12 protein-coding genes and 1 pseudogene are annotated in these 13,022 nt (G+C 65.4%); 5 read left to right on the top strand and 8 right to left on the bottom strand.

From position 1 onward, the window contains the following. The first annotated feature begins 9 nt into the window (after positions 1 to 9). A pseudogene (gene lpdA / locus O7A61_RS12135) lies at positions 10 to 1,397 on the top strand (dihydrolipoyl dehydrogenase). 222 nt (positions 1,398 to 1,619) lie between these two features. On the opposite strand, the gene O7A61_RS12130 reads toward lpdA, so the two are convergent. Continuing rightward, the gene (locus tag O7A61_RS12130; protein ID WP_337129981.1) at positions 1,620 to 2,723 is read right to left on the bottom strand and encodes a saccharopine dehydrogenase family protein; all 1,104 of its coding nucleotides are present in this window, start codon (positions 2,721 to 2,723) and stop codon (positions 1,620 to 1,622) included. A 120-nt stretch (positions 2,724 to 2,843) separates the two neighbouring features. On the opposite strand from O7A61_RS12130, the gene O7A61_RS12125 reads away from it, so the two are divergent. Continuing rightward, on the top strand, positions 2,844 to 3,272 hold the full coding sequence (locus tag O7A61_RS12125; RefSeq protein ID WP_337129980.1) for an Lrp/AsnC family transcriptional regulator: 429 nt from the start codon (positions 2,844 to 2,846) through the stop codon (positions 3,270 to 3,272). A gap of 204 nt (positions 3,273 to 3,476) precedes the next feature. Here the strand turns inward: O7A61_RS12125 and O7A61_RS12120 are convergent, their stop codons facing one another. From O7A61_RS12120 to O7A61_RS12110, 3 genes are all read right to left on the bottom strand, one after another. Then, positions 3,477 to 4,847, bottom strand: coding sequence for a sensor histidine kinase (locus O7A61_RS12120; protein ID WP_337129979.1), 1,371 nt, complete (start codon positions 4,845 to 4,847; stop codon positions 3,477 to 3,479). 30 nt (positions 4,848 to 4,877) lie between these two features. Continuing rightward, the gene (locus O7A61_RS12115) at positions 4,878 to 5,561 is read right to left on the bottom strand and encodes a winged helix-turn-helix domain-containing protein (protein ID WP_337129978.1); all 684 of its coding nucleotides are present in this window, start codon (positions 5,559 to 5,561) and stop codon (positions 4,878 to 4,880) included. A 105-nt stretch (positions 5,562 to 5,666) separates the two neighbouring features. Beyond that, positions 5,667 to 6,461 (bottom strand): COG4705 family protein, encoded by a 795-nt coding sequence (locus O7A61_RS12110; RefSeq protein WP_337129977.1) that lies wholly within the window; start codon positions 6,459 to 6,461, stop codon positions 5,667 to 5,669. Positions 6,462 to 6,693: 232 nt separating this feature from the next. On the opposite strand from O7A61_RS12110, the gene O7A61_RS12105 reads away from it, so the two are divergent. Continuing rightward, entirely contained in the window at positions 6,694 to 7,326 is a 633-nt protein-coding gene (locus O7A61_RS12105) for a methyltransferase family protein (RefSeq protein WP_027145942.1), read from the top strand. A gap of 38 nt (positions 7,327 to 7,364) precedes the next feature. On the opposite strand, the gene O7A61_RS12100 is transcribed toward O7A61_RS12105, so the two are convergent. Continuing rightward, positions 7,365 to 7,850, bottom strand: a complete 486-nt coding sequence (locus tag O7A61_RS12100) for a hypothetical protein (RefSeq protein ID WP_337129976.1) — start codon at positions 7,848 to 7,850, stop codon at positions 7,365 to 7,367. A gap of 220 nt (positions 7,851 to 8,070) precedes the next feature. Here O7A61_RS12100 and O7A61_RS12095 point away from each other — a divergent pair, with 220 nt between their 5' ends. Together O7A61_RS12095 and O7A61_RS12090 are read left to right on the top strand one after the other, a co-directional pair. Beyond that, a complete protein-coding gene (locus O7A61_RS12095) occupies positions 8,071 to 8,436 on the top strand; it encodes a RidA family protein (RefSeq protein WP_337129975.1) in 366 nt (121 codons plus the stop codon). Positions 8,437 to 8,467: 31 nt separating this feature from the next. Beyond that, the gene (locus O7A61_RS12090) at positions 8,468 to 9,703 is read left to right on the top strand and encodes an amidohydrolase/deacetylase family metallohydrolase (RefSeq protein ID WP_337129973.1); all 1,236 of its coding nucleotides are present in this window, start codon (positions 8,468 to 8,470) and stop codon (positions 9,701 to 9,703) included. Positions 9,704 to 9,747: 44 nt separating this feature from the next. Here the strand turns inward: O7A61_RS12090 and O7A61_RS12085 are convergent, their stop codons facing one another. From O7A61_RS12085 to O7A61_RS12075, 3 genes are all read right to left on the bottom strand, one after another. Next, positions 9,748 to 11,529, bottom strand: coding sequence for an NAD(P)/FAD-dependent oxidoreductase (locus O7A61_RS12085; RefSeq protein ID WP_337129972.1), 1,782 nt, complete (start codon positions 11,527 to 11,529; stop codon positions 9,748 to 9,750). A gap of 185 nt (positions 11,530 to 11,714) precedes the next feature. Next, a complete protein-coding gene (locus O7A61_RS12080) occupies positions 11,715 to 11,930 on the bottom strand; it encodes a hypothetical protein (protein WP_337129971.1) in 216 nt (71 codons plus the stop codon). 335 nt (positions 11,931 to 12,265) lie between these two features. Continuing rightward, on the bottom strand, positions 12,266 to 13,022 hold a 757-nt coding region (locus O7A61_RS12075), incomplete at its 5' end, for a M24 family metallopeptidase (RefSeq protein ID WP_337129970.1).

The raw sequence follows: 13,022 nt of genomic DNA, 5'->3' as shown, positions 1-13,022 counted from the left end.
GCCGACGCCATGAAAGAAATCTCTTGCAAGCTGCTCGTCATCGGCGCCGGGCCGGGCGGGTATGTCTGCGCCATTCGTGCCGGGCAGCTCGGCGTCGATACGGTCATCGTCGAGGCGGGCAAGCCCGGCGGCACCTGCCTCAATGTCGGCTGCATCCCCTCAAAAGCGCTGATCCATGCGGCGGAGGAATTCGAGAAGGTCGCGCACATGGCCGGCGGCAAGAGCCCGCTCGGCATTTCGGTCACGGCACCGGTGCTCGATCTGGCCAGGACCATCGCCTGGAAGGACGGGATCGTCAGCCGGCTCAACAGTGGCGTCGCCGGCCTGCTCAAGAAGGCCGGGGTGAAGACCGTGCACGGCTGGGCGAGGTTTCGCGACGGCAAGACCGTCGAGGTCGAGACCGAGACCGGCAGCCAGGTGATCCGCGCGGAAGTGATCGTGATCGCGACGGGCTCGGCGCCGGTCGAACTCCTGCCCTTCGGCGGACCGGTGATTTCATCCACCGAGGCGCTGGCGCTGAGCGAAGTGCCGAAGAGGCTTGCGGTCGTCGGCGGCGGCTATATCGGCCTCGAGCTCGGCATGGCCTTCGCCAAGATGGGCGCCAAGGTGACCCTGGTCGAGGCCTTGCCGCGCGTGCTGGCACAGTATGATGCGGAGTTGACCCGGCCGGTGGTCAAGCGGCTCGCCGCACTTGGCGTCGAGGTGATGCTCGGCGCCAAGGCCAAGGGACTGTCGACAAAAGGCGATGCGCTGTTGGTCGAGACATCCGACGGCAAGAGCGGCAAGGTCGCGGCGGACAAGATCCTGGTGACGGTCGGCCGCAAGCCGGTGACCGAGGGCTGGGGGCTCGAGCAGATCGATCTCGACAGGGCGGGAAATTCATCAGGATCGACGACCAGTGCCGCACCTCGATGCGCGGCGTCTTCGCCATCGGCGACGTCACCGGCGAGCCGATGCTGGCGCACCGGGCGATGGCGCAAGGCGAGATGGTCGCCGAAATCGTCGCCGGCCACAAGCGCAGCTGGGACAAACGCTCGATCCCCGCCGTTTGCTTCACCGATCCCGAGCTGGTGACGGCGGGTCTGTCGCCTGAAGAGGCCAAGGCGCTCGGCGAGATCAAGATCGGCCTGTTCCCCTTCGCCGCCAATGGCCGCGCCATGACCAAGCTCGGCGAGGATGGCTTCGTTCGCGTCGTGGCGCGTGCGGACAATCATCTGGTGCTCGGCATCCAGGCGGTCGGTCAGGGCGTGTCGGAGCTGTCGGCGGCGTTTGGGCTGGCGCTGGAGATGGGGGCAAGGCTGGAGGACATCGCAGGCACGATCCATTCGCATCCGACGCAAGGCGAAGGGTTCCAGGAAGCCGCGCTAAAGGCGCTCGGGCACGCGCTGCATATTTGAGGTGTCGCGCCGACGCAGATCGGCAATGCCGGCGGGACAGCGCCCCCCTCTGCCCTGCCGGGCATCTCCCCCTCAAGGGGGGAGATCGGCAGTTTCGACGCTGCGGGTTACTTCACCACCGAAAATTGGCGAAGGCCGCAGTGAAGTCCAATCTCCCCCCTCGAGGGGGAGATGTCCGGCAGGACAGAGGGGGGCGCTGTCCCGCCGGCATATCCGAAAAGCTTACCCCGCTAGCCGGCTTACCATCTCATGTTGGGCATAGGCGCGGCCGAAGCGGTTGGCGAGGAAGGCTTCGAGCGCGATTTCCTCCTGCTTGACGAAGCCGGTCGCCGGCAAGCTGCCATCGGCCAGCATGTCGAGCACGGCGCAGATGCCGGAGGCGGTGGTGATCTGGATGGCGCTGCGCACGGTCTGGCCGACGCGCCTGGAATAGATCTTGTTGGCGTAGGTCTCCTGCAGCAGGCGGCCGTTCTTGCGGCCGGAAACGGTGACGAAGACGATGACCACGTCCTGCAGCGTCGCCGGCAGGGCGCTTTCGAAAATGTCCTTCAGCACGTCGCGGCGGTGGCGAAGGCCAAGGTCGTTGAGCAGCGCCTTCATGATCGCGGCGTGGCCGGGATAGCGGATGGTGCGGTAGTTCAGCGTGCGCACCTTGCCCTTCAGCGTCTCGGCCAAGGTGCCGAGCCCACCCGAGGTGTTGAACGCCTCATAGGTGACGCCGTCGAGCGAGAATTCCTCGCGCTCCTCCAGCGGCGGCACTTCGACCAGCTCGCCCTCGACGATCGCCTCGCAAGGCTCGCAATATTCGTTGATGACGCCGTCGGTGCTCCAGGTCAGATTGTAGTTCAGCGCGTTGGACGGGTATTGCGGCAGCGCGCCGACGCGCATGCGCACGCTTTCCAGCGTGTCGAAGCGGCTGGCGAGATCGTTGGCGACGATCGAGATGAAGCCCGGCGCCAGTCCGCATTGCGGGATGAAGGCGCTCTTGGCGGAACGTGCCAGCTCCTTGACGCGCCTAGTCGAGACGACATCCTCGGTGAGATCGAGATAGTGCACGCCGGCGCTGGCCGCCGCTTCGGCGATGCGCGTGGTGAGATGGAAGGGGGCGGCGCTCAGCACCGCAAACTTGCCGGCGAGTGCGGCTTCAAGCGCACCGACCGCCGCGATGTCGAGTTCGAGTGTCTCGACGCCGTCGGGCACTTCGGCGGCAGTGAGTTGCGCGGCCGAGCGGTCGACGAGGGTGACGTGGTAGTCACCCGTTGCGGCGAGCATTTCGGCGATGGTCGAGCCGATCTTGCCGGCCCCGACGATAGCTATGTTGTTCATGGTCAAATACCCTGCCATCTGCGTTCGCCGGAATCATCGCAGCTTGCCTGTCGAAAGGAAGCGTGAGATCTTGCAAACCGCACCCTATCTTTAGTTAATTTGCCGAAGAGTTTTGTCGAAATGCTCAGTAATGCCGAACAGGCCCTGCTTTCCCTGCTGCGCGCCAACGCGCGCGCCTCGACGGCCGAACTGGCGCGGCAGCTCGGCGTTTCGCGCACCACGGTGCAAAGCCGGATCGAGCGGCTGGAGCAGCGCGGCATCATCACGGGCTATGGCGTCAGGCTGGCGCCGGACTATGAGCAGGGGCTGGTCAGGGCGCATGTGCTGCTCACCGTCACGCCCAAGCTGGCCGATAGGGTGGTGCGCAGCCTGCAGGCATTGGCGCCCGTGCGGACACTGCATTCGGTCAGCGGCAATTTCGACATGATCGTCATCGTCGACGCGCCGTCGATCCGCGACCTCGACACGCTGCTCGACCAGATCGGCGCCATGGACGGGGTGGAGCGGACCGCGTCGTCGATCATCCTATCGACACGGATCGACAGGTGAAGATCGATACAGCCGATCTCCCCCTTTGCGGGGGAGATGGCCGGCAGGCCAGAGGGGGGTGTGAAGGATCGCCAGCCTGGGCCGGTGTATCGACGTGACCACAGATCGACAGGCCAGCGGGACAGCACCCCCTCTGCCTTGCCAGGCATCTCCACCGCAAGGGGGGAGATTGGCCGTTACACCGGGTTTCGCCAACTTCCGAAGTTAATCCGTCGCCAAGGGAAAACTCACCACCACGGCCAGCCCAGGCCGGCAGTCCTCGAGCGTGATGGTCGCGCCGTGCAGGTCGGCGATGGCCCGGACGAGGCTGAGGCCGAGACCGCTGCCCGGCGTCGATCGGCTGTGGTCCAGCCGGTAGAGCCGCTGAAACACTTTTTCACGCTCGTCGGCGGGAATGCCGGGGCCGTTGTCGGCGACGCTGGCTAGGGCGCGGTCACCCTGGCGCGTCACCGACAGTTCGATCGAGGTGCCGGGCGGGCAATGGCGCAGCGCGTTCTCCACCAGATTGGCGACCATCTGCGTCAACAGTTCGCGATCGCCGTGAATCCGGCCCGTCGTCTCCTCCAGCCGCGGCGGCAACAGCGACTTGCCGTCGTCCTCGGCCACATCGGTGTAGATCTCGGCGATGGTCCGCAGGATCTCGCCGGGATCGACATCGGTGAAGCGCGCCTTGCGCGCACCGGCCTCGATCTGTGCGATCCGCAGCAACGCGTCGAAGGTCTCGTTGATCTGATGGCCTTCCGTGCGGGCGTCGGCCAGATCGTCGGAGACGTCCTGGTGCCGCGCGGCCTTGTCGGCCGCACCCTCCAGGATCATCTGCAGGCGGTTGAGCGGCGTCTTAAGATCGTGCGCGATGTCGGCGCTGACCTGCTTCATGCCTTCGACCAGTGCCGACAGGCGATCGAGTGCCGCGTTGACCTGGCTGGAGACGATGTCGATGTCGTCGCCCTTGCCGGTCAGCGGGATGCGGGTGTCGAGCCTGCCATGCGAAACGTCGACCATCGTGGCGGCAATGCCGTCGAGACGGCGCTGGACGCGCGAGGCGAGCAGGGCGCCGCCGGTGACGGCCAGACCGGTGATGATCAGGGTCGCCCAGCCGAAGCTCATCAGCATGATCGTCTCCAGCTCCTCCGTCTCGGAGAGGCTGAAGGCGATGGTCAAAGTGTTGGCACCCACCGAACCGGAATAGGCGCGGTATTCGGTGCCCGGCGGCAGGCCAGGCATCTCGGCGCCGAACATCGAGAAACCGTCGGGAAGCCCAGCGGCGGTGAAGTTGCCGGCGATACGGTTGCCGGCCGCGTCGGTCAGCGAAAAGAGCTGTGCCTTCTTCAGGCTGCGCGTGGAGTGGCTTTCGACGGTCTCCACCAGCTCCTTGAGATCATTGCCGGCATAGGTCGCGGCGATGACAGAATAGGTTTCCTTGATGGTGTCGTCGAGCTGCTCGGCAAGGTCGGCGCTCATCATCTGGTAGACGATGGCGCCCGCCAGCACGAAGGCCAGCATGAACAGGAAGGCGAACGTCAGGGCAAGCCGGAACGGCGTGCTGCGCAGCAGGCGGGTCCAGGTCGCCGTCATGAGAAAGTCGCGGTCATCGGGATGTCGCGATCACTGGGGGAGCGGCGGGTGCAGGCTGTAGCCGGTGTTGCGGATGGTGTGGATGAGCTGGGTATCGAACGGCTTGTCGACCTTGGCCCGCAGCCGGCTGATATGGGTCTCGACGACGCTGGTCTTGGGATCGAAATGAAAATCCCAGACGCGTTCCAGAAGCATGGTGCGGGTGATGACGCGGCCCTCGCCGCGCATCAGCACCTCGAGCAGGCTGAACTCCCTCGGCTGCAGGTCGATCGGCTGGCCGTGCCTGACGACGCGGCGCATGATCAGGTCCATCTCGAGATCGGCAACCCTGAGCACGGTCTTCTGCTCCTGCGCGGCCGGCCGCCGGCCAAGCGCGTTGATGCGGGCAAGCAATTCGGAAAAGGCGAAGGGCTTGACCAGATAGTCGTCGCCGCCGGCCTCGAGCCCCTCGACGCGGTCGTCTATGCCGCCGACGGAGGTGAGGAAGATCGCCGGTGTGCGCACGCCCGCGGCGCGGACAGCCTTGACCATCGACAGGCCGTCGAGGCCCGGGATCATCCGGTCGGCGACGATCACGTCGTAGCCGCCGCTGGTCGCGGCGAAAAGTCCATCATGCCCGTTGCGCAGGAGGTCGCAGACATGGCCGGCCTCGGTCAATCCCCTGACGATGTAGTCCGCCGTCCTGTGGTCGTCCTCGACGAGAAGTAGCCGCATCGCTGTTCCGGTTGACTGCCGATATCGGGGACAGGTTATCACCGGCACGGGTCCGTTCCTAGGATGGGCGCAAGGCCGGCTGCCGCCGCAGCGCCCGGCGGCGGCTCAGTCCGATTCCAGCAGGATCTCGTCGGCATCGCCGGCGGTTTGCCTCAGTGTCATGGAGAGAACCAGGGCGATGATGCAGCCGAGGAAGATCAGGCTGGTGAAAATGGTGCCGAAACCCAAACCGCCATATTCGGGCGGCCGCGACAGCCAATCGCCGAAGGAGGCACCCAGCGGACGCGTCAGTATATAGGCGAGCCAAAAGGCCAGAACGGCGTTCAGGTGGATGAGATAATAGGCGAGCGCGATGAGCGCGATGACGCCGCCGAACAGCAGGCCCGTGGCCAGATAGCCCATGTCGAAACTCTCGGCGACAAGATCGCCGGCGGCGGTGCCGAGCGAGAAGGTGAACAGGATCGCCAGCCAGTAGAAGATCTCTCGGCGGGTGGTGAAGATGGTGTGGACAGAGAGCGTCCGCTCGCTCGCGTACCAGACCGCGAACGTCGCCGCGAGCACCACCGAGAAGGCAATCGTGGTGGTCTGCAGGCGCACGCCGAAATTGTCGACGAGGTTATCGGTGACCAGCGTGCCGATGATGCTGATCAGCACCACCGCCAGCCAGTAGGCCCAGGGCACGTAGCGTTTCTGCGCGAACTGCAGCACGAGAGCGACGATCAGGACGCCGGCCATGATCAGCGAGGTGACGGTCAGCCCGAGACCGAGGTTGACGGCGAGATAGTCGGCCGCCGTTTCGCCCATTGTCACCGCCATCAGCTTGATCAGCCAGAAGTCGAGGGTGACGTCGGGAACCCGGTTGGGGCTTGGTACGGCGGGGGGTGTGTTGGGCGCGAGCATGGCTGGTGTCCGATGTCGATGGTTGCGGCGGCGATCCGGCATCCGGACAATAGGCAAGCGACTTCACGCCAGCCTGTCTGGCGGCATACAAATTCGTAAGGATGGCTTTGCCTGGCGCAAAAGGTCTTTACGAATAATCGAGGTGCGCTGACAGAAGGCGACCGCCTTGTATCCGCCATCAATGGCGTGCCCCAGTGGCCGGGCTCGTAGAGAGCGCCCCAGGAAAACACCAATGACCTACGCCTCCCTCAAGCCGGTTTCGAAGGCTTTCGTCCAGCGCAAGCGGCTGATTTTCACCCGCGTCGCGGCAGTGCTGGCGGTGCTGCTGCTGTTCCTGACAAAGCCGGCGCTCAGCGAAGGCTCGCACGGCCACGAGACGCTTGAATTCCTCGGCTTCTGCCTGGTGCTCGCCTGCGTCGCCGGCCGGCTGTGGAGCATCCTCTATGTCGGCGGCAAGAAGAATGAGGAGCTGGTTTCGGCGGGCCCATTCTCGATGACCCAGAACCCGCTCTACTTCTTCTCGACGGTCGGTGCGGTCGGTATCGGTCTGCTCTATGGCTCGCTGGTGGCGGCCGCCGTCCTCGGCGTTGCCAGCTTCCTGATCTTCCGCGTCACGGCGCGCAAGGAAGCTGAATATCTTCTGGGCAAGTTCGGCCCGGCCTATTCAGCCTATATCAAGGCGACGCCCCGGTTCTGGCCGAACCCGCTGCTCTACCGCGACAGTGACGAGCTGCAGTTCTCGACGCGCGCGCTGAAGCGCACTTTTTTCGACGGGCTCTATTTCCTCGCCATCTTCCCGATCATCGAACTCGTCGAGTATCTCCGGGAAAGCGGACTGCTGCCGGCTATCATCACGCTGTACTGAGCGCCGAGCGCCCGCACGGCAATCAGCCGGCGCCTCGGCTAGCCGCCCAGTGGATACGGCATGTAGCCGACGAAGCCGGCTATCTTCCAGTTCGCCCCGACCTTCCGGCAGAAATACAGCGTCTGCCATTTCAGCCGGTCGACGCTGCCATCCGCCTTGGCGACGCTGCCGTCGAACTTCTTGTGCAGCACCGCGCGGTCGCCGTCGACATCGATGTCGCGCAGATTGGTGACGCGAAACAGCGCCTCGCGCAGCGGCTCGGCGAATTTGGTCGCGGCCGTTTCCTTGGCCTGGCGCAGCCACTCGTCGCGATAGATCTCCAGCCGCGGGAACTGCAATCGCCAGGCGTCGGCATTGGCCAGGAAATGCGCGTGCATGCCGAAGAAGCTTTCGGCGATGAAGTCGCTCTCGACCATGGACCAGTCCTGGCCGATGAAGGCGTCGATGTCGCGCCGCACCAGCATCTCCCACAGCGCGTGGCGGTCGGCGTCACCGGAAGGAAACGGGTTCTTGTCGAAGGTCATCGTCGGGGCTCCCGGTCTCGCAAGGGCGTCTCTCCGTCGTGGCGTCGACCCCGTCCGGCAGCGCGCACGATGCAAGCGCTTCTGTAATAAAGCAACACGGATTTCGAAGGATGTTGCTTTCCAACAAGGGCCCTATCGGGATCACCCCGATCGCGGTAAATCTCGTCCCGAAGCGGGCGCCGCCTCGGTGCCTTGCCATGTCACCGGAGGAGGCCGTCCCTTGCCCAAGCAGGCTTTTGGAACATCCCACGTGCCGCTGTCGCCCGCCGTGCGGGCCGGCGACTTCGTCTTTGTCTCGGGCCAGGTTCCGGTCGGCGGCGACGGCATCGTGGTCAAGGGCGGCATTGCGGAACAGACCGAGCAGGTGCTCGCCAATGTGAAGGCCGCGCTGGCGCTCGCCGGCTGTACGATGGACGATGTGGTCAAGACCACCGTCTGGCTCGAGGACGCGCGCGACTTCGGCGGCTTCAACGCGGTCTATGCCAGGCACTTCCCGAAGAATCCGCCGGCGCGCACCACGGTCGAATCGCGGCTGATGATCGACATCAAGATCGAAGTCGAGGCCGTCGCGTACAGGCCGGCCTGAAAGGCAAAGTAACAAGGCGGAGGGCATCTCCATGCAATTCGACCTCCTGCTGAAGGGCGGACGGCTGATCGATCCGGCGTCCGGCATCGACGCGCCACGCGATGTCGCCATCGCCAATGGCCGTGTCGCCGCTGTCGACGCCGATGTCCCGGTGACCAGCGCCACGCAGGTGGTCGATGCGACCGGCTGCATCGTCGCGCCCGGTCTGGTCGACCTGCACAGCCACGTCTATTGGGGCGGCACTTCGCTCGGCGTCGATGCCGACAGGCTCGCCGCCAAGAGCGGAACCACCACCTTCATCGATGCCGGCAGCGCGGGTGCGGGCAATTTCCTCGGCTTCCGCCGCCATGTCATGGAGCGCTCCAAGGTGCGCATCCTGGCCTATGTCAACATTTCCTTTGCCGGCATTTTCGGCTTTTCGCAGACGGTGTCGGTCGGCGAATGCAGCGATCTCCGGCTTTGCGAACCGCGCGAGGTGGTGGCGGCCGCGCGCGAGCACGCCGACGTCGTCGTCGGCGTCAAGGTCCGCTCCGGCAAGCATGCCGGCGGCACCAGCGGCATCGCGCCGGTCGATCTGGCGCTGGAAGCCGCCGACAAGGCCGGGCTGCCGCTGATGGCGCATATAGACGAGCCGCCGCCCGGCCGCTCCGAAGTGCTGCCGCGCCTGCGCCGGGGCGACATTCTCACCCATTGCTTCCGGCCGTTCCCCAATGCGCCGGTCTTCGCCTCCGGCATGGTGCGGCCCGACATGCGGCTGGCGCGTGAGCGCGGCGTCATTTTCGATCTCGGCCACGGCATGGGCTCGTTCGATTTCGACGTCGCCCGCGCCATGCTCGCCGAAGGTCTGGCGCCCGACGTCATTTCGAGCGATGTGCATCTCTACTGCGTCGACGGGCCGGCCTTCGACATATTGGTGTGCATGTCGAAGCTGATGGCGCTCGGCATGCCGCTGGTCGAGGTTTTGCGCGCCGCGACGCAGGCGCCGGCGCAGGCGATCGCGCGGCCGGACCTCGGCACGCTGGCGGTCGGCACGGCGGGGGATGTCGCCGTGCTGCGGCAGCGTTCGGGCCGCTTCACCTTCGTCGACGCGGTCGGCGCCTCGCTGGTCGCCGACCAGCGGCTGATGTCGGAAGGCATCGTCATCGGCGGCACCTGGTGGCCTAACGAGGCGGCGAACGATGTCAGCGAGACCGAGCGCTTCGAAGCGCATGCAAACCATACGCATGTCGAGGTGGCGGCCCGGCATTTCGGGCATAGGCATGAGTGAGGCCGTGCGGTCTTCCCTTCTCCCACAAGGGGAGAAGGAAGAAGCTAGAGGCCCGGCGCCCCGTACACCGGCGTCTCGATCCCTTCCATCCGCGCCTTGATCTGCAGCGCCACGTATTTCGAATAGAACCGCGACAGGGCCAGATTGCCGCCGTGGAACCATAGTGCTTCCTGCGCCGTCGGCTTCCACATGTTGCGCAATTCGCCTTGCCAGGGGCCGGGGTCGCCCTTGACGCCGGAGCCGAGGCCCCAGCACGGGCCGACCTTGTCGGCGACCTCGCGCGAGACGAGAGCCCCCACGTTCTCGTTCATCGACTGGTAGCCGGTGCAGGCGATGATGGCATCGGCCTCGATCTCGCTGCCGTCCTCGAACAGGATGCCTTTGCCTGTCAGCGATTTTATCGCGACGCCGCTGCGGATGCCGATCTTGCCATCGATGATCAGGTCGGACGCGCCGACATCGATGTAATAGCCCGAGCCGGTGCGGTAGGCCTTCATCAATAGGCCGGTCTCGTCGTCGCCGAAATCCAGCGCGAAGCCGGACGCGGCGAGACGCTCGTAGAAAGCGGCGTCGCGCGCGCGGATGACGTCGTAGAGCGCGCGCTGGCCCTTGGGCACCAGCGCGAACGGCGTCGAGGCGACGATCATGTCGGCCTTTTCCGTGGTGATGCCGCGCGCCAGCGCATCCTCGGAGAAGATCTCGAAGCCGACCTGCATCAGCGTGTCCGACTTGACCACGGTGGTCGGCGAACGCTGGATCATAGTGACGTCGGCGCCGCTTTCCCAGAGGTCGACGCAGACATCGTGCCCGGAACTGGCCGCACCGATGACGGCGACCTTTTTGCCGCGGAATTTCTCGCCGCTGGCATACTGGCTGGAATGCAGCAACTCACCCTCGAACTGGTCCGCGCCGGGCAGCTCGATCTTGCGCGGCGGACCGTAGGCGCCGGTGGCGAAGACAAGGTGCTTCGGCTTCAGCGTGGTGCGCTGGCCGACGCGGTCGACCACCACGGTCCATTCTTTCTCCGCCTCGTCGTAACTGGCGCTGAGGCACCTGGTGGCGCCCCAGTAATTCAGCTCCATGACGCGCGTGTACATTTCCAGCCAGTCGCCCATCTTGTCCTTGGGCGTGAAGACGGGCCAATTGTCGGGGAACGGAATGTAGGGCAGATGATCGTACCAGACCGGATCGTGCAGCACGAGCGTGCGGTAGCGGTTGCGCCAGGAATCGCCTGGCCGTTCGTTCTTCTCGATGACGATGGTGGGCACGCCGAGCTGACGCAGCCTTGCGCCGAGCATGATGCCGCCCTGGCCGCCGCCGATGACCAGGCAATAGGGTTGCTCGGAGACGCCAAGCTCGCGCGTCTCGCGCGCCCGCGCTTCCGACCAGGTTTCGCGTTCCGGATCGGCTTTGTGGCGCACGCCGAGCGGCCGCGCCGCGCCCTTGCGCTCCTCGAACCCTTTCAGGTCGGTCATCGCCGTGAACAGCGTGCGGCAGCGGCCATCGCGCAGGCGCATGATGCCTTGTCCCGTGGCCACCGCCGTTTCGAAGGTGAACCAGGCCTCGATCGTGCCTTCATCCGAGGTCGCTTCGCCGGAAAGCTGCCATGCGGCGGGCTTGGTCGTCGCCAGCGTCGACTTCAGCATATCGGCGATGGCGTCGCGGCCTTCCATGGTGGTGATGTTCCAGGTGAAGGTCAGCAGGTCGCGCCAGTAGCAATCGTCGACGAACAGGTTGCTTGCGGCCGATACGTCGCCGGATTCAAGCGCCTGCGAAAAGGAATCAAGCCAAGCGGCCGCCTGTTTGGATGGTGACATTTCGAGCATTTCTTCCCTCTTTCTTCTTCCTTCTCCCCTTGTGGGAGAAGGTGTCGCCGAAGGCGACGGATGAGGGGTGTTCCAGGGAACACCAGCGTCTCACTCCGCTGGAACACCCCTCATTCGTCTCGGCGCTGTCGCGCCGATCCACCTTCCCCCACAAGGGGGGAAGGAAGACGCGCCGCGCCCGCCTCTCAATCTCCCAACGGCTCCATTTCCTTCCCCGTACGGTGGATCTGGGCGTTGTATTTGATGCGGCGTACCGTCTCGCGGGCCGAGCCGTCGAGCTTGTAGGCCGAGGCTACCGCCAAGACGTCGATCATTGCCAGGAAGGCGAAGCGCGAGGCGGTCGGCTTCAACGTGTCGGCATATTCGGGCACGGCAATCGGATGTCTGGCAGCTCCGGTCATGAAGTCGATCTTCCCTAGCCCGCTTTCGACCCGATTTCTTATCATGTCTGTACGCTGTCGTTCCATGCACCCGGCACCGTTGCAGCCGATGCGTGCCCAGGCATCACCGCCGAGTTCCGTGGCGCCCCCCTCTGTCCTGCCGGACATCTCCCCCTCAAGGGGGGAGATTGCTTGTCACGACCGCCTTCGCCAATTTTCGACGCTGCAAGAAGAGAAGTCGGCGCCGAAACCGCCAATCTCCCCCCTTGAGGGGGAGATGCCCGGCAGGGCAGAGGGGGGCGCCGTAGAGTGCCGCCTCGCAATGGGCAACGCAAGCGCGCCAACCCCTGCCTTCCCTATCCAATCACCTCCAGCCGTCTCGGCAGCCGGTTCATCACAACCGGTCCATCCGGTGTGATCAGGAACTGGTCCTCGAGATTGAAGCTGGCGAGGCCGTCGATGTAGAGCGGGATCTCGAAGGCCAGCACCATGCCGGCCTCGATCGCGATATCGCTGTCGGCGGCGATGAACGGCCATTGTTCGGAAAAGACCGACTGGCCGACGCCGTGGCCGAAATGGCCGCGACGGTAGGAGCGCAGGCCTTGCAGCGCCAGGCTTTCGCTGGCGACGCGGTGGACATGGGCGAGCGTGTTTCCGGGGACAAGCTCGGCCAGGCCATCCTCGAAGGCGCGCTCGGCAATGGCGTGCAGCTCCGCTTGATCCGCCGGGGGCGGGCCGAAGGTGAAGTTGCGCGACATGTCGGAGGCGTAGCCGCCGACCGTGCAGACCATGTCGCATTTCAGCGGATCGCCAGCCACGGCCCTGGCGTCGGCGCCTTTGGCCCGGGCACCGAGCGTCATATATTCGGCCGTGGTGACCGGATGAGACAAGCCGGCCGCCGCCGTGGCGACGCCTTGCCGGTAGAGCGCGACGAGGTCGCCCTGGCGCATGCCGGCCATGGCGTCGACCTGCAGCCGCTCCAGCCCGGCTTCGGACAAGATGATGCCTTGCCGCAGGAGGTCGATCTCGCCTGGCGACTTGACGGCGCGCAGCCGGTCCAGCACGGACGACCCGGCGACGACAGGGCAATGCGGCAGCAGCGCCTGGATGGCG

Origin of the sequence: Mesorhizobium sp. Cs1321R2N1, assembly GCF_037179725.1 — a bacterium.
GTDB classification, from domain to species: Bacteria; Pseudomonadota; Alphaproteobacteria; order Rhizobiales; family Rhizobiaceae; genus Mesorhizobium; species Mesorhizobium salmacidum.
This window is presented reverse-complemented; position numbering and strand designations above follow the sequence as displayed.